Source organism: Roseobacter cerasinus (genome assembly GCF_009811755.1).
GTDB classification, from domain to species: Bacteria; Pseudomonadota; Alphaproteobacteria; order Rhodobacterales; family Rhodobacteraceae; genus Roseobacter; species Roseobacter cerasinus.
The window spans coordinates 145,594-168,377 of the sequence record NZ_BLIV01000008.1 but is presented as its reverse complement, the minus strand read 5'-3'; the positions used below and the strand labels follow the sequence as shown (position 1 = coordinate 168,377).

Below are 22,784 nucleotides of genomic sequence, written 5' to 3'. Positions count from 1 at the left end.
TTGCCAATATCGATACCAATCGACATCAGTTCATCAAAATCTGTCTTCGCCATGCTACTTCTCCAGTTTGCAGAAATAGGCAGAGCCTACCGTGCTGGGTGAAGCAGCCGGTACATCCCATTAGCGGGCACTTATTATCAGGGTCGATGCTGCAATGGTAGCCTGCGTTCCGGACATTCGCCGCAACCGTAAAGCTCCGCAACAGTAAGTTGACCGTTCGCGAACAAAGAGCAATTTAGCGACTGAAGCACCAATGTCAGGCGTCGTGCGATGTGATCGGAGCACGACAGCCCGGTCAAACCTTTTTGTGCAGCTTCAAACTGACCATCCAATCGGAGTTATGGAGCCGAAGACTGGCCGCCCCGAGATAACGGGCGACCAATCCATGGTTGGTGCAAATCGGTCAGGTGATCTCCTGCATCTGTATCACCAGCTCATTCCATTTGCGCTGGTTTTCGCTATCATGCTCCAGCCCTTGCTTGTTCGCAGTGGCGAACCAATTGATGCCGGGTACTTTGCTGACGCTTCCTAGAGCCACCATTCAGCGCGTCAGTGATGGGCTTGTCGCTAGACTTGTAGACCATCTGCCCGCACCTGCCTGCCTTTAGCACGAAGAACGAGGATGAATTAACCTGGAATGTAGGGTTGGACAGGCGTCTCCTGAGCCTCCCACAGAGCCTTGAACTCCTGTAGGCCGAGGGTTGCGACAGTTTCCTTATTCGGTCCCAGGATCTCATAGATCATCCCGTCAGTGCCGCGATTGCTGAACCATGCGATGCAATCTATGTCACCACCGCCTTCGGTGTGCGGCGCGCCGCCTCCCGATTTCTCAACAAAGCTTGCCGTTGGGCGGATTTCAGTGAGCTCGCCACGCTCGTCATAGAGCCGCAGTTCACCCTGAATGATGAACGTACTGTAGTCCGCATGGTGACGGTGCAAAATGATTTTCTGGTTGGCCGAGAACTTCAACAAAAGATCGACAACTTTTGCCTCCGGATCGACGTTCAAAACGTGATACCAAACATGTTCTATGCCTTCGAGAGTGTTCCATTTTATGTTGGTCTGGTCAAACGTTACCGCATCAGCTGTAGCCGCGTCTGCATCTGTTCCGATCCCCACTGTTGCCGTGGCAGCTCCCGCTCCAACAAGTCCCTCCCGACGTGTGATTGTATTGGTTTTCATCGATTTCGTACCTCCGTCTTCAAAGTCAAACCGCAATGACATTCTCTGCTATCACATCGCACCTTTTGGTTCTTGCCATTCGGTGCCATTCTCTGATTGCGAAGGAGGCGGGATGAACGGCTATACACGCGCAAGCGCTCTCGGACCCATCACGGATTTTGTTGAGACGCGCGGTGGATCGATTGAACGGGTTTTTAACCGTGTGGATTTGCCGTTGGCCCTGCTGGATAACCCCGACCTTCCTCTACCGCTCACCGAGCAATTCAAAATCCTCAGTGAAGCGGGGCGAGAAATTGGTGATCCTTTCTTTGGAGCCGCTATCGGGCGGTTTGTGAGGATGGACAAGTTGAGCGCCTTTGGCGCATGGGTTTGCGGCGCGCCAACGCTGGCCAGTGCAATTGATCGGTCCCACCGCGGCCTAAATCGCTTCCTTCAGACAGCGACCGTTCTTCAACTCCGTGTGTTTGGGGGAAGAGCCCGCTGGTCTATCGAATTTCTCGATCCCGGAAACGACGGACGGTTTCAGAATGAGTTGCTTGGTGTGAGCTACCTGATCGATGGCGTACGCAGTTTTGCGGGGCGCTCGTGGACACCCACTATTGTCCGGTCAACCTGTGCCGGTGCAACGCAAGCTGCGGCTTTGGAAAAAGTGTTCGAAGCGCCAGTTATGTATGGTGCATCTGCGTCAGCGGTCGAATTTGACGCAGCTCTTCTATCAGCAACAGGGCAGCAGAAGGTTTACGCAGATCCAACGGTCGCACCTCCAATTCCTCCGGTCACGGGACATCGCGAAGATGTTGCAGCGCTATCGGCAATCGCGTTGCTTGAAGGCCGCCCCAAAATTGATTGGGTTGCATCCAAACTCCAAACGAGCCGCCGTTCCTTGCAGCGCTCACTTGAGGCCGAGGGTGTCAGCTTTTCAAGTGTCCTGGACGGCCTATTGCTAGATCGGGCTCGGCTTCTTCTCAAGACCACCAATCGAGGGGTGACGGATATCGCTTTTCAATTGGGATACAGTGATGCCGCACATTTTTCCCGGGCGTTTCGGCGATGGACAGGGGTGATGCCATCTCAATACCGAAATGATAACTGTAAACTTGCGCCCGACGCCTAAGCTGAATGCGCTGAGAGTGCGTGCGATCCCGATCTCAGAGGCAAGGTAGTAATGCCCAGATTGGGAAGGAATTCCGACCTGCACGGCCCTACCGCCGTCGGGATAGTGGATTGCAATTCGGGGAGAACTATTGGCTCACTTTGACCACTGGCCTGCATCGAAAAATTGAAAAAGGGCCAAAAACATCTGGGAGGATCCTATGATCTCGAAACTTAAGACCGTCGCGGTAAGCGCGGCTCTGGCACTTGGCCTCACGAGTGCGGCAGCTGCGCAAGCCGCTATCGCGGCAATGGTGCTTGTGGCCGGCGTTAAGCTCTGACCCAGCCATTTTTGGATTTGGCAACCCTGTCTGACGATTGAGTTTTCTCAATCTGACGACAGGAGGTTCCCATGTCCTGCAATTCGGATTGGTCTACTCGGGATGCCTGGGTCAGCGGTTGGGTTGGGTCGGAGAGAATAGGGCTCTCCATCTCGCGCTATCCCCCCGCGGAAATGCTTAGCTAGAGTCCACTGGTGTCCACAGCGAGCTGAGCGGGAGAGCAAAGTTCTCGTCTCCAAAGGTGAGCTTCTCCTGCCCCAGATAGAACAGAAGGCCGGTGACGTTGCGCCCCTTTCCTGGCCCGGCGTTTGCAAACCACCTCAGGTGTTTGAAATCATCGGCCGAAACGGTGGCCGCTGTCTTGACCTCAACACCGACAAGCCGGTGCCCTCCGTCGATCAAAATGTCGATCTCCCGCCGATCCGCGCTGCGCCAGTGATAGAGCCGATAATCCTCGTCTTGCATGGGCAAGGCACGTTGCAACTCGCCAACCACGAAGCTTTCCAATAGGCCGCCCAATGCTTCCGGGGTGTTGCCTATCTCGAACGATCTCTCGTTTAGTCGACGCAGGGCCGTGGCAATGCCGGTGTCGACAAAGTGGAATTTCGGCTGCTTGATATCACGCTTTCCCTCCCCCGGCATCCAGGCGCTCAACTTGCTCACCATCGAAAGCCGCATGAGTATATCGAGATATTGATCGACGGTCTCGCGTTTGAGTTTCGCCAGCTTCGCCAGTTCGGACGTGTTGATCTCCTGTGCTGTTCGCGCAGCCATCTGATCGATCAAAAAGCGCAGTGCGTCAGGCTTGCGAATGGGCATGATGTCGGCCACGTCTCGATCAACCACGGCATCGACATAGTCGCGATACTGGCGCTGCCTCGGTCGCAAGGGAAGCGCGCGCGTTTCGGGAAAGCCACCCGCAAGTATGAGGTCGATATAGTCCTTGCGGCCAAGCGGTGCCGGGTCCGTGATCTGCGCCAGCGAAGGTGCATCCTGCATCGCCCAGTCGATCAACCGGCTCACGGGCGACCGATTGGTCTCGGCCACTGACAAAGGCCAGAGCTTGAGGGTTCGCATTCTGCCGGCCAGTGAGTCCGCAACCTCCGCTGTTGTAAAGACGTTGGATGACCCGGTCAGAACAAATTGGCCCTTCCGGCGATTGCGATCCACGATCTTCTTAATGGCGAGCGCAAGCCGTGATGACCTTTGTGCCTCATCAATGATGACCGGCGCGGGCCCCTGCTCGTCCGCAAGGCTTGTCAGCTGACCTTCGGGGTCTGCGTCCATGGCCGCCAAAACCGCCGCATCATCCAGTGTCACGAAACGGCCCTCTTCAAACAGGTCACGAACGAGTGTCGTTTTTCCGACCTGTCTTGGCCCAACGAGGTTGACCACACGAGCGGACGCAAGGGCATCCCGCAACTCCGACGTTAAGTGACGGGGCAGATATTCGTCTGTTTCAGCCATTTCACGAGATGCCTAGTAGAAGCTTCACGAAATGTCCACTACAAGCCACACCCTTTGCCCAATAAGCCTATCACCAAAACACCACTACCGTTACACAACTAGAACGCCCCCAACCCCGCATCCTCCAGCTGCTCCAGCTCCGGCAGGTCCCGCAAGCTCTGCAAATCAAACGACGTTAGAAACGTCTCTGTCGTCACGAAGGTATGCGGTGCCCCGGGCCGTGGCGATCGCGGCCCGCTGGCAATTAGATCCTTGTAGCGCAGCCGAGCCAGCTGATCACGGCTCACCTCTTTGCCAAAAATGTCCTTCAGCCCGGCCCGATCAATGGGCTGATGATAGGCAATAGCACAGAGCACGCCCATCTCCATTTCTGTGAAGGCGAGCGCCTGCTCACCCAAATCAGCGGCGGCTTTGATCGCATCCGCGAACTGGGACTTCGTTCGAAACATCCATCCGCCCGCAACCTGTGCCAGCTCATAGGGACGGCCAATCAACTCTGCCTGGATGTCCTCGATGAGCATCTCGACCGAGGCCCCCTGCCCGACCACGCGCGCCAGGTCGTCGCGGCCGACCGGCGAGGCACTCGCGAAGAGCACCGCTTCGATCCGCCCCATCCATTCCCGCCAGCGCAACTCCTGGGGAAGATCTTCGAGCTCGCGGTCAAAGACAGCATCGCCGTCATCCGCCGGTTTCCGTTTCTTGGTCGCGGTTGTCATGGCGCAATCCCGTAGAGCCGGACGGTCGATCGCCCGGTCAGTTCCCGCGCCACGCCCAGCTCGACCAGACGGTCGCAGAACCGCCGCGCGGCACGTGACGTCATGGGGATCGAGGTGCCGCGAATGTGCGGCGAGAGCATCGACCCTGGGGCCACCGCATCTTCCGTTAGAAACAAATCAACGGCCGCACCCGATCCTTTCGCTCGCAGTTTTGGGGCGACAGCGCGAAGCGCTTCGCCGCGGCGGGCGAGGTCTCGTGCCAAGCGGATGGTCTCTTCGATGGACTCTTGGAACCGCACCTGGACTGCCAGCTCGGTCCCCTGCCCGTCTGCGGTCAGGTCCCGCAGTGCGGCCTTTGTCAGCCGATGCGCCGAAACCGGCAGCACGGTCTTCCAATTCATTGCCCGTGCCAGAACGATATCAGACAGCAGGCAGGCGACTCGCTCTGCCTGGTCGTCGGCGTCGAGAACGGTACGAAGGACAGCCACGCTGCCCGCCAGCGGTCCATGGGTCCGGGCCCGCTCCAATCCCGCGTCAAGCCAGATGCCCACCAAGCTTGTGAAGTCTGGACCAATTAAAGCCGCGACCTCGCCAGTGCCGCATACGCGCAAGCGCGCCACGTCGCGCCAGAATGCCAGGAGATCACCATCGGGACCGCGCGCCTCGCCCGGCGGGGTCAGATGATAGGCGTCGCGGATATCCACCTCCCGCGCCAGCCGTCCCTCCAATTTCGAGGTGGCGGTTGCCGCACTCAGGGCCAACCGGTTGGCCAGCAGTTTCACCGGCACACCATGCATGGGATCACGCACCAGCTGATCCAGCACCGTCAACGCCGCCCCTGACCGAAAGGCCACAGTTTCAGAGGTTTCCGTAGGCCCAGAGGTGACCCAGCGGGGGAGTTTCGGTAGGATCGTCTGGTCGTCAGAGAGTGCGGCGGGCTGATAGGTCATGCTACAACACTATCTCGCCACGGCGCTTTCCGCTACCATATAGTGTGCAAACCGCCCCACCCTGCGGCTCTCTGCTATGTCCAATAAGTTTGCATTATCGGACACAGAGAGATAGCCTCCGAAACATGCGCAAATCACCCGAAAATGTTGTCGGACGGCCGGAATTCATGAGATTCAAGCACTTCCCTGAAAAACCGACCGGGGTTCATGAGATTCTGGAGTGGTATTCATGAGACTGGACGCGCCGGTATTCATGAGACTGGCGCCGTCTCGTGGGTTTTTCGGCAATCCGGCGATCTCTCTCGTCGCGCTGAGTGCGCCAGAGCCGGGCAGAGATACATCTTCTCAACGAGAGTGGCCATGATCTGAGTGCTTCCTGCACCCGCCCCTGCCCGTCCACGTCGCTGGCCAGCAGCACGGCGATCGCGCGAGCGACGGGGTCCTCAGCGAGCCGGCCAATGCCAACCGTCAGTGCGAAACCCTGCAACAGCGAGCCCTGCGCGAGGCCGTGCAGCCCGGGCCGGACCGGCTTGGCCAGCACCGGCGCCACCTCATCATACTCGGGAACGACCACCGTCAGCGCCTGACGGATGATCGGCATGGTGAGAAATTCGTGGTAATCCCGCCGGGTCTGCAGCGACATGCGCGGTTGTTCGGCCAGCGAGGGAGGCGAAGCGCGGCGGTGCCGTGCTGTCAGGACGGACAGCATTTCCGGCACGTCCAGAACCCCCTGCCCGGCCCCACGTACCCAGGCGTCGAGAACGGCGGCACCGGCCCTTGCATGCGTCGCCAAGGCTGCCATCCGGGCGTCCCCCAACATCTCGGGCAAGGTTGCGCCGGTGGCATCCTGTAGGTCTGAGCCGTGAACAGGACAGCGAAACACCCAAGGCAATGCCAACGACTTCCGCTGCATCTCGGCAGGGCAATGCGGGCAGCGATGGCGGTTCTGGCGCGCAATCATCATCCTGGCGTCGGGGGTGACTTCCTGAAACGTCATGGCCTGAATGGTCTCGACCGTAAGCCCGGTTCGGGCCGCGATCAGAGCCCCATTCCCGTCCGAAAGGCGCCACTCCAGGTCGAACAGGTCGCGCCTGGACAGGCCAAGTTCCGCCAGAAATTCGGGAATGGTCATAGCATAGAATTGGGCCAGACGGGCGATCCAGGAGGACAGCCGTTCATCCGTCTCGGGCGGGAACACAACCGGCAGGCGGCGCCCGCCTGTCAAACTGGCTCTCCCAGGACCACACGCAAGCCGTCGCCGCTCAGAACGTCGCGCGAGAGGATCCTCTCCTCGCCACTTTCGATGGCGGCGATTGCCAGCTGAGACATGATCGAAAAAATGCCCGAGGTGATGCCATCGGTCACCTTGAGGATCCGCGTGAGCGCCTTCTCATCGATCTCGCTTTCGCGCCGGAGCGGCAGGCTGCGCGTGAGCGTGCTCATCAGCCCGGTGAAATCCGCCCCTTCCCGCCAAGGCGGTAGCGCAAAAGCCTCGAAGCGGCGCACCAGCTGATCGTCGGTGCGCAGCGCGTTGCGGGCCTGGGCGGTGCCCACACAGACCAGCGGGATACGCAGTTCGTTGCCGAGAAACCGCAGCATGTTCAGGAACCGCGCCTGTTCGCGGATCGTACCCGCCTGCAGGCTGTGGATCTCGTCGATCACCAGCATCTTTGGGCGCAATTCGGTGAGCAGCCGCAGGGCAAGGCTTTCCAGCACGGAAAGCGTCGCCCTTGGCGGCTCCGGAGCGCCGATCGCGGCCAGAATCCGGCGGTAGAACCGTGTCTCATCCGGCCCCGAGACCATCTGCACCGCGACGACCGGCATGTGCAGCCGCCCGGTCATATCGTCGAAGCTGGAGGCTTGATCGCGGTTGAACTTCTCGATGATCATCGTCTTGCCCATGCCGCTTTCGCCGACCAGAAGCAGGTTCGGCATCCGGGCGCGCTCCGGGAAGGCCAGCAGAGTCTCCAGCTTGGTCAGGGCCGCCTCGGCCCGGGGATAGGACACCCATCGATCGGCCCGGATGCGCAAAATACGCTCCTCAGCGCTGAGCGCGGCAATCCTGCCGGCGCCCGGATAAAGATGCGGAAACTCAGTCATCGTCGTACCATTCCTCGACCTCGAACCCTGGATGATCCTTGAGCGCATTGCGCTTGGTTTCAGGTGCCGGCAAAGCCTTCTTTGCCTCTGCTTCTGGCGTCACATCGATCATCGGGCGCGGTTCCAGGTGCGCCCGCCGGGCCTTATGGCGTTGCATGGCTTTCGTTTGCCGCTCGGCGCTGTCCACGAGGTCGCGTTGCGCCTGGATTGTCCGGAAGATCAGTTCTTCGTCCACCGACCGGCGCCCTTCCTCGCGCAAGGCGCGCCGCGCCGCCCGGTGCTCCCAGAGCGTAATCGCAGGCCGTGTCAGATCCGCCGGCCGCGCCTCGATGATCCCGTCCCCGGTCAGCACAAAGATGCGCGAGAGGTCGCGCGGGTCGTATTTGAGCGTGTATTTGCGGCTCTCCCGGCCCATCAGCCAGCGCAACTCGTCCGACCAGTAGCGGATATGAAAGAGATGAAAGCCGTCCCGCTGCAGGACCCGCTGTTCCGAGGGCAGAAAATCCACCAGGAACTGCCGGAGATCGGCGGGCATGCGGAGCCGCGCCTCATCCGTATGCGCTGCCCAGGCCGCCGCAGGCGTGGTTTCCAGCGCGCTGTGGACCCGCACGTGGTAGGAACCGGTGATTTCCAGCGCGAGCCAGGTTTCCAACTCCTGCAGCGTCATCACCGCTTCGGCCTCCGCGTCGAGATCGCCACGCTCGAAGATGTTCGAGAAATGTGACCCCGGCAGCAGATGCACCGCCCCCATCATCGTGCCGATCAGCCGCTCGATATGCCCGCCATAGCGCGGTGTGCCGGGCGGGCGGTGCTGCAAATCAATCTGGTATTCGGAACAGGCAAGTCCGAAGGCCCGGGCATGGAATTCCGCGCCGTTGTCCACGTAGATCGCCCTGGGGATGCCCTGCGCGGGCCAGTCTGTATTGATCCCGCGCGCCGCCAGCCAATGTGATTTCTCCATCACCGCATGGGTCAGACAGAGCGCGACCGACAGAAGCGAGGGCGGCTCCAGCGACAGGTGAAATCCCAGAACCATGCGGGTGTTTACATCGATCGCGACAGTCAGCGTCGGCCGGCCAAGCGGGTGTCGCGTGACCGGATCGACCACCGTCACATCGGCCCTGGTGTGATCGATCTGGACGATATCCAGCGGGCGGGTCGCGGTAAGCCCACCGGGCGTGGCCAGGTGCCGGCGTTCGGCCTTGTCCCTGCCCTCCCGCCTCATCATGAGCCGTGCCTGGTCTTTCAGGTCCAGCCAACGCCCCAGACGCCGGATCGAGGGTGGTGCCAGCCCCCGTGCGTGGCAATCGGCAGCGACCTCCCGCCAAAACCGCGTTTTGGTCGGTTTGCGACGGGTGGCGTAAAAGTCTCTAAACAGGCGGGATACGATCGCTTCCACCGCCGGATCCAGCGGCTGCATGCCTGGCTTGGGGCCGGAGGAATTTGGCAGAAGTGCACTGGTCCGCGCATCTTCCCGGAACTGCTTCGCCAAACGATAAACCGTCGCCCGGCTGACATCCAGCTGCCGCATCGCCCAGGCAACGTCGCCTTCAGTGAGCTGTTCCGGCAGCTCCGCAAGCACTCTTGCGCGGAACTCGGCCTCTTCCCAATCTTTATCGGCTGCAGAATTATCGGACATGACTTGATCGACGCACGAACGCTGTGTAGTCTCACGAATAGTGACTCAAATCTATGTACAGTCTCATGAATTCCGACTCAATCTCAAAAATGAAGAACCGGCAAACCCTTGAAAACAAATGGCCCGCAGTTTCAAGAAATCCAGCAGTCCGACAGAGACATCGCGCTCTGCAACCCGAGGTGCGGCAAACGAGCACGCGCTTCGTCGTTTGTTGACACATTGCCTCGACATACGCTGTCTCTCGCTACGCTCGAACGCGCATCTCCCGAAAGGCATTTAAAATGAGCCAACAGAACGACGGAGACGGGAGAGACCCTGCGGATCATGCCTCGATCGCCCTGCCCGAGGCCGTTGCCGGCTCCGGCGCGCTGGACCGGCTGCTGGACACCGCGCGGGGCTATGCGGCGCAGGCCACCGCCGAGAACACCAACAAAGCCTATGCCGCCGACTGGGCGCAGTTCGCCAGCTGGTGCCGACGGCGCGGCGCCGATCCCGATACGCCCGACCCGCAGCTGATCGGCCTCTACATCACCGACTGCGCAGCCCCTCAGACCGGGGGCCCTGCCCTCTCCCATGCGACGATTGAACGCCGCCTGTCGGGCCTCGCTTGGAGCTACCGGCAGCGCGGATTTGTGCTGGACCGCAAGGACCGCCACATCGCCAGTGTGCTGGCCGGGATCAAACGCGCCCACGCCCGCCCGCCGGTGCAAAAGGCGCCCCTGGCCCCCGAGGAGCTGCTGGCCATGGTTGGCACCCTGCCCTTCGACCTGCGCGGCCTGCGCGACCGCGCGATCCTGCTGATGGGCTATGCGGGCGGTTTCCGGCGGTCCGAGATCGTGGCCCTCGATGTGCAGCGCGATGACACCCTCGACGGCAAGGGCTGGGTCGAGATCGCGCCCGAGGGCGTGCTTGTGATCCAGCGGACCAAGACCGGCTGGAAAGAGGCCGAGATCGGGCGTGGCTCGTCCGAGCAGTCCTGCCCGGTGCATGCGCTGGAGCAGTGGCTGCACTTCGCGAAGATTGACCTGGGTCCGGTCTTTGTGCGCGTCTCGCGCGACAACACCAAAGCGCTGGACGGCCGACTGTCCGACAAACACGTGGCCCGTCTGATCAAGCGGACCCTGCTGGCCGCCGGGATCCGACCGGAGCTGCCGGAGAAAGAGCGCCTGGCCCTCTTCTCCGGACATTCCCTGCGCTCGGGCCTTGCCTCTTACGCCGAGGCTGACGAGCGCCATGTCCAGAAACAGCTTGGCCACGCCTCCGTCGAAATGACCCGCCGCTACCAACGCCGCAGAGACAGATTCCAACTCAACCTCACAAAAGCAGCAGGGCTTTGAACAGCAACTGGCCAGATGCCTTGAGGCGCCGGTAACCCACGGGTTACCGGCGCTGCTACAGCGATGTAACCCGTGGGTTACCCTCCCGCAGCGCCTTCTGAAACGCCTCGACCGCCTTCTCCAGTTGCGCCTTGGGAATGCCTGCAAAGTCGTCCTCAGCCACAATCCTGCACTCCCCTTTGCGGGCGGTCACCTTCATATCACCCACGTGGAACTCGCGCTTCTCCTTGCGATCCTTTGGCGTCGACGCAGATCGCGCGCTGCCCTTGGCCAGAAAACCCGCCAGCACCGCGTTTTGCTCCTCCGCTGATCCGGTCGCCCGCAATTTTCCCCGCAGGACCGCGGCCTCCTCCCCGGACTTCAGCGCGCGCGCCACATCTGCCCCGAGGTTCCGCGCCACCGCCTTGGGCCATTTCAGGTCATCCCCAAGCGCCGTCAGAAGAAAGACAAAGTTGCGGATGTAGGAGCGTTTCATCTTGTGCAGCGAGGCGTAGAGCCGCGCCACCATCGCATCCGGGTCGATCTCATCAATGGCATCATCCTGCGCTGCTAGAATCGCCACCTGCGCCATCTCCGCAAAGGTCAGATCTTCGCGCACAACGTTTTCTTCGACCATGTCAATGTATTGCGCCAACCGACCGGTGCCTTCGTCTTCGATCCGCGCGACGATGCTGGCGAAGGCTGCATCGCCTGTCTCCGCGAAGAGCTGGCTCAAGGCGGTGTAGCGCCGCCAGCCTTTCTTGAGCTGCAGCTGGCCAGCCGCATCGCGGTACAACTCCACCGGCTCCTTCTGCCCGCGCTCCTTGATGGAGGCTTTGAGTTCCTCCATTTCCGTGGCGCTGGCCACCGCGTCCAGATCCAAGCGGTCGCGCGGCAGATCTGTCGTCGACACATCCGCCAAGGGCACGTTCGAGAGCACCCTGCCCTCATCCTGCGCTGCGCGATACGCTTTGGCATCCGCCGCGTTCTGGCGGCGCTGCTCCACCTTGGCTTCGGTCGCCTCCTGCAAGCTTTCCGCCGCATCGCGCACCGCAGCCCCCATGGGCCCCACGGAGCGCTCGCGCGTTTGCGGCGTTGCCGGTGCATCCAGTGGCCCAAATCCGAACTTGTTTTTCCGTGTCATCAACCCGCCTCCTGATCGCTGCTGCGGTCGTCCCAAGACTTCAGGACAGTGGTTTTGAATTCGTTATACGCCCGGTCGAAGCTCTGCCTGGCACGCTTCCAGGTCTCGCGCGTCATCTGGCGGTAGTCTTGCTCGTAAACGCTCATCTGAAACCGCCCCGATTGCTCGACCGCGCGGGTCATCTCAATCGGGTTCAGGCAGACGTCTGCGCCGAAGACATTGCGAAAAGCCTCCATCATCGCGACGTGCAGCGCGTTGGTCGTCTCGAACCGTGTCATCAAGAGGCGCACGTCGCGAAAGGTTTTTGGCAGCGACAGACCCGCATCCTCGGCCAGGCCTGCGAAGCCGTCGGAGATATCGGCAAGCGCATCACCCAACTGCCCCAGATAGCTGGTGGTGCTGTCGTACTCCCAATAGCCGGGTCCCGAGGGAATATAGAGAATGTCGGAAGCAAACGCCGCGTTCAGCGATTGATAGCCAATGGCGGGCGGACAGTCGAAGATGATCAGATCATATTGATCATCGGGCAGCTCATCGAGATAGCGCGCGACACAGCCGAAGAAACTCCAGGCCTTATGCAGACTGCGATACTGCGCGCTGGCGAATTCGACGAAAGCGGCATTGGCGCAGGAGGGGATGATATCGATGGTCGGCCAGCAGGTCGGCTGGATGAAATCCTGAAAGCGCTGTGCGCCAATGGCCTGCACGTCTTCGGGCAGCTCCTGCGAGGACGGGTAGGGGCAGTCGTCGGGGTCATCATAGCTGTCAGTGATGCGGTCCGCTTCGCGGCAGAGATCGCGGCACATAATGCCCCAGACCGTATGCCACTCCTTCACCTCCACGATACCCATGGAGTGGGTCAGCGTGGCCTGCGGGTCGAAATCGATGCAGAGCACCCGGTAGCCATCGAGCGCGGCGGCGTTGGCCAGGTGCTGGGCGACGACAGTCTTGCCCACGCCACCTTTGAAGTTGCTGACAGCCACGCGCGCGGCGCGTCCCTTGGGCCGCTCCGGCAGCAACGATTTGCCGCGAAACTTGATGCGCCGCCGCAGCTCGTTGATCTCTTCGAGGCTGAACCAGCGCTGGCGGCCGTCTTCTTCGGTGACGCCCTGAGGCAGGGAAGGGTCATCGGCCAGCTTCTTGCGCAGGGTGTCAGCAGGAACATCAAACATAAACTGGCTGATCTCCCAAATCGAGAAGGGCCGCAGCTCCTTGACTTCACCGGGGGAGAAGGTCGCGCGACGCACGGCGGCCTGCTGAGACAGGCTTCGGTCGTTCATCGTTTGCAGGTCAGAATGGGTTCTCATGCTGGGCCCTTGTTTTTTGACTGTATCTCTTGAATAACGGGAAATCAGAAAAACTGCAAAACGCAATTCTGCAAAATCCCGTTTTTCGACGAGAGTGGACGGAAAAGACTCCTTTCTATCTTGCTCAAACGTTATTTGGTGACATGAAACGGTGCTGAACCCTTGATATGGTGACATGGAGCCGCCTATGAGGTGACACTGATCATGTCCCCCTAAACCATTTAAACCCTATCTTTCTAAATCTTCTGAGACATCGACAATCTCTCGTTTTTTCAAACAGGTTGACAAAAAACGGGATTTCATGCCTTTCTGGAACATAAGCAGAATCGGTGAACAACAGCCGGCGCTTGAGGCAAGACAGTGAGATATCGTGATGGATGTGAAGCGATTGACTGGCGTGAAAGCCAGCGCCTTGAAGTACGATCTTTTAACAGCGCTCTCTGTCACGGGGCTGCATCACACACCACGGCATCAGATTGCGATTGCGCGTCTGACCCTGTTGTTGACGGCGCGGTACAATTGGCGCGCGGATGAATTTTGCGTTGGTCAGCGTGATCTGGCGCGCATGTGGAATGTGACCGAACGCACGGTCAAGCGAGAGATAAAATACTGGATCGAACAGGGCCTCGTGATCTGCAAGCGTCAGGGTGTTCGGGGCAGAGTGGGGGCGTATCGCTTGAACTACCCCGAGATCTTCCGACAATCAGAGCCCTTTTGGTCGGCCATCGGCCCTGATTTCGAAGAGCGCATGGGTGAGACACATCCGGTGCAGGAGGCAAAAGTCGTCGCAGTTGATTTTCGCAAAGAAAGCGCTGTGCGAGAGATGCCGCCTGATCTCCCTGCGGCGCAACCAACATGGCGCGCGGCTTGCCAACGCATGCGTGAGCTGCATCCTTACCACTATCAGAACTGGCTGGCCTTTCTGAAATTTGTGTCTGATGAGGATGGACTGCTGATGCTGAGTGCCGACAATCAGTTCGTCGCGCACTATGTTCAGACTCACCTTCTGGGCATTGTGAATGAAGCCGTCGAAGCGACGCTTGGCCCGCGACAACGTATCAGGATTGTGGTGATGCCCTAGAGGCGACCGCATCTCGCCAGGGTCAGAGCATAGAAATCCAGGTGATCCATGTGGCAAAGCACAAGAAGGGGCCAAAGGGCAGGGCGACGCCTGTGATGGGGAGCTTGCGCACGACCACGACGACCGCCATCACGCCCAGAGCTGCAACGGCTGCCAGAAACACCATCTGCGCGGCGGAAATTGGCCCGCACAGCAAAGCCAGCGGGATCATGAGTTTCACATCGCCAAAACCGAGCCCGTCGAAGCCTGCTCGCCAGATGAAGATCCGGCGAATGACCTCAAAACCCGCCGCCCAAAAGAGCGCTCCGATGACATGCTCGGGCCATAGCACGCTTGCGTCGGTTGCAATCCAGTAGAGGGCCAGACCCGTGAGGGTGATGGTCGCCAGATCGGGGATTTCAAAGCGCTGGAAATCAACGACACTCGCCCAGATAAGCGCTGCGCCAATGCCCCAGATCAACCAAATGCCGGGCCAGGGGCCGAGCAGGGCCAAACCGCTTGCATAGACAAGCAGATGCAGCACAAGAATAGACAGACCGGCCGAGAGTGAGCGATGTTGTGATGCAAGAAGCTGCGCGCGGATCACCTGTGCACGCGCCGCATGCGCGGCGGCACGGCTATGCCCTGATTGTTGTTCTGGGGGCGTTGGTGATTCTGGCATTTCTCGCGTCCCATAGCAGCAAAACGCTGCTCGCAGAACATCAGAGCGGCCGTGCGACGCAGGAGCTTCAGCAGAGGCAGGCGCTGTCGATGGATGCGGTGACGTATGTGTTTGATCTGGCGCTCGGGGCGCAGACCCCGGCACGATTGCCACTGCCGGGGCATGACGATGTCTGGGTGGAGCTCGTGGATCTCGGTGGGTTGGTTGATCTCAGGACCGCGCGCTCAGGTCTCGCGGCGCAGGTGATCGACGCGCTGGATTTGACCGCTGATCAAGAACGGCGGTTCCGCAACTGGCAGCGGGCGTCGCGTGACGAGGCAGACCTTTCCGCGTTTCTACGCGCCATTGGCGGCACACCGGATCAGCTTGTGGCGCTGTCGCGTGTCGCGACTTTGCGGTCGGGCCGCCCCGGTGTTGCGCCACAGCAGGCTCCGCAGGCGGTTCTGGATTTGTTTTCAGAGGCAGACGGTGCAGGCGTACCGGCCGCTTTCACCAGCCAACCGTTGCGCACGCTGAGGCAGGTCTGGGTGAACCGCGGCGGCGCCCGGTGGCTGGCCGGTGAGGTGCGACTGGCGGATGATAGCAGCGGCGCCTGGCTCTGGGCGCCGTGAGGCCGGGTGCGTTGGCCTCTGTAAAGGGATCTTAAACCCAGACGCATCGTTTTGCTTGATCCGGGCCGCGCTTTGCGGGAAGATCAAGCCATAGTTATTCCACAACATTACAGGTGACGTGTGACCAGGGCCGTGTATCGGCACCGATGGGGGCGCCGTGCTGGCGCGACCATTCTGGAGGTGCTTATCGTCCTGTCCATTATCGCGATGATTGCGGCGGTCGTTGGGCCGCGCTTGATCGGGTATCTTGGGCAGGCCAAGACTGAAACTGCGGCGCTGCAGATCGACCAGCTGCGCAATGCAGTGCAGCTGTTCTATATCGACGCAGGGCGCTACCCGTCGGGGGCGGAGGGGTTGTCCGTGCTCTTTGAGGCGCCCGCGGGGCTGAGCCGTTGGAATGGGCCGTATCTGGAAACGGCGGAGGCGCTCATTGACCCTTGGGGGCGCGATTACCTTTATGAGGCGCCGTCTGACGCAGGTGATTTCCAGATCACCAGTCTGGGGCGCGATGGCGTCGCTGGTGGCACTGGCGAGGATGCAGATCTGCCGAACTGATCAGTCGGCTGACAGGCGCGGCATCGCGACGAAATCCGGCCAGAGCGCGGGGTCTTTGCCCGAGATACGGATCAGCAGGGGCAGGGCGTCTTGCCCTGCCCAGCTGTCGTGCCACGCTGTTTCGCCCTCCTTTGGCCCGTAGTAGGCGATGCGCAGCTCTGTGGCCGCGAGGCGCAGGGTCTGCAGCGGCGTGTCGTTGTTGTCATGCAGGTGCAGCTCTGCGCCGCTCTGTGCATTGCGGAGTTGCACGATCAGCGCGCCGGTGGCCCAGGCCAAGGCTGTCTCGCTGCGGGTGCGAAAGGTCAGGCCTCGGTGTGTGCCCTCAAAGTCCTGCGGCGCGGAGGGGGCGGCGCGGATGATCCAGCCTCTGAGCAGAGTTCGGTTGTGCAGCTGTTCTGATTGCTGTTCAATCTCGGTGGTGCGGTCAAAGAGCCGGACGGCGTAGCCGGTGACGGAGGCCACGGCGGTTGAGATCATCGCGAGAAGCAGCAGGGAGATCAGCAGCTCAAGCAGCGTGAGGCCCAAGCGCGCGCGGGTCATTGTGCGGGTCGCCAGAGCGTTCGGTCTTCAAGCTGGCGGCCATAGGGGCCGTGGATGCTGAGCTCTATCGTCGTCCCCGACACGCCTTGAATGATCGTGGGGGTGGCCGTGCGTGTGATCTCCCAGCCCTGCGGCAACGAAAGAGCGGCATTGGTCACGGTCGCGCCCGGCACACGTTCAAGTGCGGCGAGCGAGGCGAGGATATCATTGGCGAGCAGGTGATCGTTGGAGCGGTGCGCCCGCGCCAGAAGGTCGCTTTGCCCGGGCAGCAGGGCGGCAAAAACCAGCGCCATGATCGCAAAGGCCACAAGGACTTCCAGCAGGCTGAACCCCTTTCGCCCCCGGTTCATTGCACGGGCGCCTTGGCCGTCACTATCCGACCGGTGAGCGGCGCCACGGTCAGCCAAAGATCCTGATCATCGCGGCGCAGGCAGAAGGGGTCGCCGAAGGCGGAGCCGTCTGGAAGGTAGAGGATGCGTGCCGGGAGCTGCCCTGCGCACCTGGGGCCGTCCGGCTGCCAGGGCTGTGCTAACCCGCCGCGAATGGCCGCGAGGCGGATCGCAAGCGCCTCCCTTTCCAGCAGCGCGATCTGTTCTTGCAGGGCGAGGTGGTGCGGCGGGGCGCGCAGCGCCGGAACGGCGACACCGATGATCAGGGCCATGATCGCGAGCACGACCAGCACTTCCAGCAACGAGAGGCCCAGGCGGGCTTTAGAAGGCGAGGTCATTGAGGTCCATGATGGCTGAGATGGTGGAGAGCACGACCATCCCGATGCCACCGCCAATCAGGAGGGTCATCACCGGGGTGATGAGCTGCACCAACTGCTTTAAGGCACGCGCGGCGCGCTCGGTGAGATCGGCGGAGATGCGGCCAAGGACAGCACCGAGCTGATCAGACTGTTCGCCCGCACGGATCATCGCGGCGGCGATCGGGTCGAAGCCGGGTGCGGTGCTCAGGTGATCGGACAGGGCGGCGCCCGATTGCACGTCTTGCAGCGCGCGACGCATCATCTCAGCGGTCTGCGGGGAGCGCGCGGCGTCGCGCGTGGTGGCGATGGCGGTGGTGAGGGTCGCACCGCTGCTGAGCATCAGGTGCAGGTTGCGGCAGACCTCAAGCGTGACGTGCTGCACCATCATGGGCCCCGCAATAGGCAGGTGACGCATCATCGGCCTCAGGGTTGAGAAGAGCGCTTTGCGACCAAGCGTGACTGCGCCCACCACCACGATCAGGACGGCGGTAGCGATGACCCAATGGTCCAGCGCGAGGGCGCGAAGGGCGAGTATCAGTTTTAGAGGCAGGGGCAGGGGCGCCCCGGCGCTGGCGAAGACCGGTGCAAGGGTCGGGACGAGGTAGAAGACGAGCACGCCCATGACCACCGCCGCCGTGATCAGCAGGATCACCGGATAGATCATGGCGCTGCGGATTTCGCGGTAAAACACCGCCTCGGCCAGCAGCAGCTCGGCAATGCGCTGCGCGATGTCGGGCAGGGTGTTGGAGGCCTCGCCAATGCCCACAAGCGTGACAAGCCGCTCGGCAAAGAGCCCGTTCTCCTCGTGCAGGGCCGTCTGCAAGCTGGCGCCGTTTTCAACCGATTGCGCGACGCGGGTTAGGCTGCGCCGCATGCGCAGGTCATGCGCCTGGCTGGCGCAGAATTTCAGGCTGTCGACCAACGGCAGTTTCGCGGCCATCAGCGAGGCGAAGGTGGCGAAGAACCGTTCCACCTCGGCGCTTTTGTGGGTTTGGGAGGCGCCCGTCAGGGAGATCTCGCGCGCCCACCATGGCTCTTGCGCCGCACCACTTTTCAGGCTGACCGGCGTGACGCCTCTGGCCAGAAGGGCGGAGAGCGCTGCGGCCTCCGATGCCGCCTCCAGATCGCCTTTGGACAGCGCGCCCGAGGGGTCAAAGGCCTCGTAGGAAAATCGGGGCATCACTCGAAGATCCGGTGGCCGACACCGGGCGTGCGGATGCCGGTTTGGACGAGGTTTTCAGCGCCCCGGATGCGGCGGCGCAACTCGCTGGTGACGCTGCGCGCATCATGGCCGTTGTTCACGATCTTGGGGGTGATCAGGATGAGCAGCTCAGTCTTGCGCACCTTGTCTGATTTGTTGCGAAAGAGCGCGCCGATGATCGGTAGATCCCCGGCGCCCGGCACCTTGCTGCGCCCCACCTCCCGGTCTTCCTGAATGAGGCCCGCCATGGCGATGGTCTCGCCAGAGCCAACCACGACGGAGGTTTGCAACTGACGTGTGGAGATTGTGGGGGAATCGATGCCTGAGGAGGAGGTGGTCGAGACATCCGACACTTCCTGCTCGATCTCCAGCGTCACAAGACCGCTGTTCGACGTCCGGGGCCGCACCGACAGGATCACGCCGGTGTCGCGCAAGCTGATCGAGTTGATGACGGGCCCGTCGGGGTCATCTGTGTCGCGGACCTCGCGGGTGGCAATGGGCACCTGATCACCGATCTGCAACCGCGCTTCCTGATTGTCGAGCACCAGCAGGCTGGGCGAGGAGACAACCTCCACATCCGTGACGGCGCTGATGGCGGAAAGGGCCACTTTCGTTGACGTGCCTCCTTCGAAGAGCACCGACAGGCCTGGAAAGTTGCCCGTGACGGCACCGTTTTCCAGATTGGAGAAGGTGGCCGAGAAATCCCCCCTTTGGAAAAACCAGCGCAGGCCGAAGTTCAGCTCGTCATTCAGGGTGACCTCGGCAATCGTGGCTTCGAGCAGGACCTGAACGGGCGTTGTGTCCAGCGTCTGGATCAGCCGCGCGACCGCCTCCTGTTCGGAGCGCGTGCCCATCACCAGCAATGCATTGCGGCCGGTGTCTGCGACGATGCGGGCGGCGGCCTCTGCCTCGCCTTCCTCGCCACCTGCGGACTGGGCCAACATCTCGATAAGAATGGGGGCCAGTTCTTCCGCGTTGCGGTGTTGAAGCGGGAAGACGGATGGTTGCCGCTGCGCGCCTTCGGCGGCGCGGTCGAGGTCGCGAATCCAGCGCTCGGCCTGCGCGAGATATTTGGAGCGGGTGGAGACGACGATGACCGCGCCCAACTGCTGTGACGGAAGGAAGGAGACCACATTTTCCAGGCTGCCACCTTCGCCGGTCTCAAAGATCAGGTTCAGCTCTTCGACCATGGCCTCCGGTGTGGTGGATTTCACGGTGAAGAGACCGACAGACTTGCCCTTGAGCACGTCTACATCAAAGAGGTTCACCGCCTCGATGGCGGCATTGATGTCGCCCCGGGTGCCCGAGATGAGAACGACGTTGCGCTTGGGGATCGACTGCAATTGCACCTGCTGCCCGGCAATGGGCGTGAGCAGGCGGATCATCTCTTCGGTGCCGATGTAGCGCAGCGGCACGGCGACGATGCGCGAACCTGCGCCCGCAATCTCTGAGGGGCTGGAGATGCGACGCGTGGCACCCTCGGCGGGCACGATGGTGATCAGGTCGCCTGCGGTCTGCAATGTGGCGCCATTAAGCTCAAGCACGGTCTGGAACGTGTCGAGCAGGGCGCGCTGTGTCAGGGGCCGGGTGGTTTGCAGCGTCACGGTGCCCGAGACATCCGGATCAATCGAGTAGTTCTTGCCCAGGGCGTCCGCCAGCACCGCCTTGGCGGCCTGTGCAATGGGAACATCGACGAGGTTCAGGACAATCTCGCCCGTGGGCTGGACGTCGACCAGCGGTTGTGACCGGCCTGCGGTGTCGCTGATGAAACTGTCCGATCCGGTCACGCGGCGATCCGCGCTGCGTCGCCCGAACCAGGGCAGGCGGGGGCCACCGGTCGCGCGCGCGCCTGTGCCACCGGTGAGATTGGCAAGCAGCGGCGCCTTGGTCGACTGGGTGCCTGTGTCGCTGGGCGCGCAGGCGCTCAGCACAACAAGGGTGACTGCCGCAGCGAGTGTGCGGGATGCGATGTCCATGAGTGTCCGTCGCTTTCGTCAATAAAGCTCGATCCGCAGTTCCGATGTGTCGGACTGCAACAGGACGCCGTTATTTTCGATTTTGGTGAGCGTCCAACCTGCAATAATATCTTTTTCTCTGTACCAGTCGGGCACAGATTCATTGATGGATAACAATGCTTTGGCGTGTTGTCCGGTCAGGGCAACACCGTAGACTATAACTGCGGGCAGCGTATCAGACGGTGTATTTTCTGCAATAGGTTGAATTTCTTGAGGTGATTCAACTGTGTTCTCTGTTGCAGATTGGCGTCGGTCCGGGGCGAAGAGGGGGCGGGCGAGCGCCTCTGAAAGATCTGGGGTGTCGGTGAGTACGGCTGTTTGTGTCTCTGCCAGTTTGACCAGGTTTTCTAATGCAGTCACTGACCGAAGTGGGTTGGGTTGAGCGCTCTGGCGGGCCTCGATCACCTGCCAGGCCAAGGCTGCGGCTAGTGCCCAGATGCTCAGGCTGCCGCATACGGGAAGGACGCGGGACATCATTCTGCAGCCTCCGCCGGTTGCGGACGTGTGGCGGCCACAACTCGAAAGCTTGCCTGCACAACGGGCAGGTTGGTCTCAAACCCAGCACTCTGGGCGCGGCGCAGCGTTGCGGCGTCGATGATCAGCGGAGGGACGTGTGTTTCCACCGCTTCGATAAGGCGGAGCACGGCATCAAGCGGCGCCCGAAGCTCGACGGTCAGGGCCAGGGCCTCCGTGCCCAAAGCCATATCAGACTGCGCAGGAGAGACGGCGGACAAGGTTGTGCCCGCCTGCTCTGCCAGTTGGCCAAGCGCGGTCTGCACATCAAGCGTCACCGCGCGCCCGTCAGTGGGGTGCCATATCGCCTGGTCGGTGGGTATGGACTGAAAGGCGTCGCGGTCCTGCTGCAAGGTGCTGTGCGTGGTGAGCAGACGCAGATAGGTGGCCTCCGCCTGCGCCGCGGCGCGCAGGGCCTGCCGTTTCCACTCCACTGCAGGCGCGGCCAAGGCAATCCAGGCAAGGGCGACCAAGGCAAGGGTCAGCGCCGGAGCAAGGTATCGGGACGCCCGGTAGATCATGGGCGGGGCACCGGGTCATGCACAAGCCAGACCTCTTCCACACCGGACTGTGTGCGGTCAATGTCGCCTTGCATCAGGGTGTTGGGCAGCTGCCCCTGATCCGCAAGGGTATAGAGCAGATCGACCACAGGCCCGTCGACCTGTGTGAACATGCGCACAGCACCCCTGTCGAAAACATATTGCGAGACCCAGGCCGTGTCTGGCAGTGCTTCGGTCGCGGCAACCAGCGCGTCAAGCAACCGAGGTGCGCTTGAGATCGCGGTCAGGATGCCCTGCTGCCGGTCCTGATTGGCGCTCAGCTGATCGACCTCGCCCCGCAAGCGCAGCGCCTCTGCCTGCAAACGTGTGATCTCGGGGGCGAGGGCGGCGCGCGCGTCCGTGGCCCGCAGGCCGGGCAGGGCCCAGAGATACAGCGCGCAACAGAGCGCCACCATGGCGCCCGTTGCGTTGAGCACAGGCCAGAATCGCGTGTTGGTGCCCAGTTCTTTGCCAAAATCCGCGATCAACACTTCTTGCCCACCGACATGGGCATAGAGACACCGCAGGGGGTGGTTGGCGGCCTGCATCCGGTGGCGCCACGCGTTCAGATCAGACCGCAGCGCGATCACTTGCGTCATATAGATCTGGTCTTTTTCGCGCTCTACCGGCCCGACGGCCCAGATGATCTCATGTGGTTGAAAGGGTGTTTTCTGCAGCAAGTCCAACGCGCCAATCTGCCGCAAGCGCCCGGCGGCCTTGCGGGGCAGGCTGAGGCGGCGGGTCAGAAAGAGCTCTGCCGGGACAATCGCATCCATGATCTGGCGGGTTTTTGACCGCTCTGGCAGATCGTCTCCGGTCAGCCAGGTCAGAGGCAAACTGCCCGCACGCTCATCGCGCTCGCCAGCGATAAAACGGCAAGGGCGGGCCATGGGATGGCCCCAAAAGGCGGCCTTTGCCCATTGGGGCAAAAGGCTCGCCATAGACGAGACGTACCATCGCAGCAGACGCGACGGTTCACGATTTGACATGGAAAACTGGCTCGAAGTATTGGAATATACTTGGTTGTTAGCACCAGCTTAAGCCATGCTCTGACAAGCTCAAAGCT

23 protein-coding genes are annotated in these 22,784 nt (G+C 61.4%); 5 read left to right on the top strand and 18 right to left on the bottom strand.

The annotated features are described in order from the left end of the window. Positions 1 to 627 precede the first annotated feature (627 nt). Positions 628 to 1,224 carry a hypothetical protein gene (locus tag So717_RS18840; RefSeq protein WP_238841069.1) on the bottom strand — a complete coding sequence of 199 codons (597 nt, stop codon included), beginning with the start codon at positions 1,222 to 1,224 and terminating at the stop codon, positions 628 to 630. Positions 1,225 to 1,294: 70 nt separating this feature from the next. On the opposite strand from So717_RS18840, the gene So717_RS18835 reads away from it, so the two are divergent. Then, positions 1,295 to 2,296, top strand: coding sequence for an AraC family transcriptional regulator (locus So717_RS18835; RefSeq protein WP_159980212.1), 1,002 nt, complete (start codon positions 1,295 to 1,297; stop codon positions 2,294 to 2,296). Between the two features lie 496 nt (positions 2,297 to 2,792). On the opposite strand, the gene So717_RS18830 is transcribed toward So717_RS18835, so the two are convergent. The 6 genes from So717_RS18830 to So717_RS18805 form a co-directional block, all read right to left on the bottom strand. After that, on the bottom strand, positions 2,793 to 4,082 hold the full coding sequence (locus So717_RS18830) for an ATP-binding protein (protein ID WP_159980210.1): 1,290 nt from the start codon (positions 4,080 to 4,082) through the stop codon (positions 2,793 to 2,795). Positions 4,083 to 4,180: 98 nt separating this feature from the next. After that, entirely contained in the window at positions 4,181 to 4,798 is a 618-nt protein-coding gene (gene scpB / locus So717_RS18825) for an SMC-Scp complex subunit ScpB (RefSeq protein WP_159980208.1), read from the bottom strand. Next, complete coding sequence (locus So717_RS18820; protein WP_159980206.1) at positions 4,795 to 5,748, bottom strand: DUF1403 family protein; 954 nt, start codon at positions 5,746 to 5,748, stop codon at positions 4,795 to 4,797. The genes scpB and So717_RS18820 overlap by 4 nt, the downstream gene beginning before the upstream one ends. 205 nt (positions 5,749 to 5,953) lie before the next feature. After that, entirely contained in the window at positions 5,954 to 6,973 is a 1,020-nt protein-coding gene (locus So717_RS18815; RefSeq protein WP_159980150.1) for a TniQ family protein, read from the bottom strand. Then, positions 6,970 to 7,848 (bottom strand): TniB family NTP-binding protein, encoded by an 879-nt coding sequence (locus tag So717_RS18810; RefSeq protein ID WP_159980148.1) that lies wholly within the window; start codon positions 7,846 to 7,848, stop codon positions 6,970 to 6,972. Before So717_RS18810 ends, So717_RS18815 begins: the two co-directional genes overlap by 4 nt. After that, the gene (locus So717_RS18805) at positions 7,841 to 9,487 is read right to left on the bottom strand and encodes a TnsB C-terminal domain-containing protein (protein WP_159980146.1); all 1,647 of its coding nucleotides are present in this window, start codon (positions 9,485 to 9,487) and stop codon (positions 7,841 to 7,843) included. The genes So717_RS18810 and So717_RS18805 overlap by 8 nt, the downstream gene beginning before the upstream one ends. 281 nt (positions 9,488 to 9,768) lie before the next feature. Between So717_RS18805 and So717_RS18800 the strand changes: the two genes are divergently transcribed. Next, on the top strand, positions 9,769 to 10,824 hold the full coding sequence (locus tag So717_RS18800) for a tyrosine-type recombinase/integrase (RefSeq protein ID WP_159980144.1): 1,056 nt from the start codon (positions 9,769 to 9,771) through the stop codon (positions 10,822 to 10,824). 55 nt (positions 10,825 to 10,879) lie between these two features. On the opposite strand, the gene So717_RS18795 is transcribed toward So717_RS18800, so the two are convergent. Further along, entirely contained in the window at positions 10,880 to 11,947 is a 1,068-nt protein-coding gene (locus tag So717_RS18795; protein WP_159980204.1) for a ParB/RepB/Spo0J family partition protein, read from the bottom strand. Continuing rightward, a complete protein-coding gene (locus tag So717_RS18790) occupies positions 11,947 to 13,254 on the bottom strand; it encodes an AAA family ATPase (RefSeq protein ID WP_159980202.1) in 1,308 nt (435 codons plus the stop codon). The genes So717_RS18795 and So717_RS18790 overlap by 1 nt, the downstream gene beginning before the upstream one ends. A 373-nt stretch (positions 13,255 to 13,627) precedes the next feature. Between So717_RS18790 and So717_RS18785 the strand changes: the two genes are divergently transcribed. Further along, entirely contained in the window at positions 13,628 to 14,335 is a 708-nt protein-coding gene (locus So717_RS18785) for a DnaA N-terminal domain-containing protein (RefSeq protein WP_159980200.1), read from the top strand. A 22-nt stretch (positions 14,336 to 14,357) separates the two neighbouring features. On the opposite strand, the gene So717_RS18780 is transcribed toward So717_RS18785, so the two are convergent. Beyond that, positions 14,358 to 14,858, bottom strand: a complete 501-nt coding sequence (locus tag So717_RS18780; RefSeq protein WP_159980198.1) for a prepilin peptidase — start codon at positions 14,856 to 14,858, stop codon at positions 14,358 to 14,360. A gap of 23 nt (positions 14,859 to 14,881) precedes the next feature. Here So717_RS18780 and So717_RS18775 point away from each other — a divergent pair, with 23 nt between their 5' ends. Together So717_RS18775 and gspG are read left to right on the top strand one after the other, a co-directional pair. Continuing rightward, positions 14,882 to 15,607 (top strand): hypothetical protein, encoded by a 726-nt coding sequence (locus So717_RS18775; RefSeq protein ID WP_159980196.1) that lies wholly within the window; start codon positions 14,882 to 14,884, stop codon positions 15,605 to 15,607. Between the two features lie 132 nt (positions 15,608 to 15,739). Continuing rightward, positions 15,740 to 16,162, top strand: coding sequence for a type II secretion system major pseudopilin GspG (gene gspG, locus So717_RS18770; protein WP_202981923.1), 423 nt, complete (start codon positions 15,740 to 15,742; stop codon positions 16,160 to 16,162). Here the strand turns inward: gspG and So717_RS18765 are convergent, their stop codons facing one another. Genes So717_RS18765 through So717_RS18730 form a run of 8 tightly spaced genes read right to left on the bottom strand, consistent with a single transcriptional unit; the run spans position 16,163 to position 22,608 of the window. Then, positions 16,163 to 16,702, bottom strand: coding sequence for a hypothetical protein (locus So717_RS18765; RefSeq protein WP_159980194.1), 540 nt, complete (start codon positions 16,700 to 16,702; stop codon positions 16,163 to 16,165). Beyond that, a complete protein-coding gene (locus tag So717_RS18760) occupies positions 16,699 to 17,052 on the bottom strand; it encodes a type II secretion system protein (RefSeq protein ID WP_159980192.1) in 354 nt (117 codons plus the stop codon). The genes So717_RS18765 and So717_RS18760 overlap by 4 nt, the downstream gene beginning before the upstream one ends. Next, positions 17,049 to 17,429: a prepilin-type N-terminal cleavage/methylation domain-containing protein gene (locus So717_RS18755; protein ID WP_159980190.1), complete on the bottom strand. Its 381-nt coding sequence runs from the start codon at positions 17,427 to 17,429 to the stop codon at positions 17,049 to 17,051. Before So717_RS18755 ends, So717_RS18760 begins: the two co-directional genes overlap by 4 nt. Next, on the bottom strand, positions 17,413 to 18,630 hold the full coding sequence (locus So717_RS18750) for a type II secretion system F family protein (protein WP_159980188.1): 1,218 nt from the start codon (positions 18,628 to 18,630) through the stop codon (positions 17,413 to 17,415). Before So717_RS18750 ends, So717_RS18755 begins: the two co-directional genes overlap by 17 nt. Then, a complete protein-coding gene (gspD, locus tag So717_RS18745) occupies positions 18,630 to 20,627 on the bottom strand; it encodes a type II secretion system secretin GspD (protein ID WP_159980186.1) in 1,998 nt (665 codons plus the stop codon). The genes So717_RS18750 and gspD overlap by 1 nt, the downstream gene beginning before the upstream one ends. Positions 20,628 to 20,645: 18 nt before the next feature. Then, a complete protein-coding gene (locus So717_RS18740) occupies positions 20,646 to 21,143 on the bottom strand; it encodes a hypothetical protein (RefSeq protein ID WP_238841067.1) in 498 nt (165 codons plus the stop codon). Continuing rightward, positions 21,140 to 21,700: a GspMb/PilO family protein gene (locus So717_RS18735; protein WP_159980182.1), complete on the bottom strand. Its 561-nt coding sequence runs from the start codon at positions 21,698 to 21,700 to the stop codon at positions 21,140 to 21,142. The genes So717_RS18740 and So717_RS18735 overlap by 4 nt, the downstream gene beginning before the upstream one ends. Further along, positions 21,697 to 22,608 (bottom strand): PilN family protein, encoded by a 912-nt coding sequence (locus So717_RS18730; protein WP_159980180.1) that lies wholly within the window; start codon positions 22,606 to 22,608, stop codon positions 21,697 to 21,699. Before So717_RS18730 ends, So717_RS18735 begins: the two co-directional genes overlap by 4 nt. Positions 22,609 to 22,784: the final 176 nt, after the last annotated feature.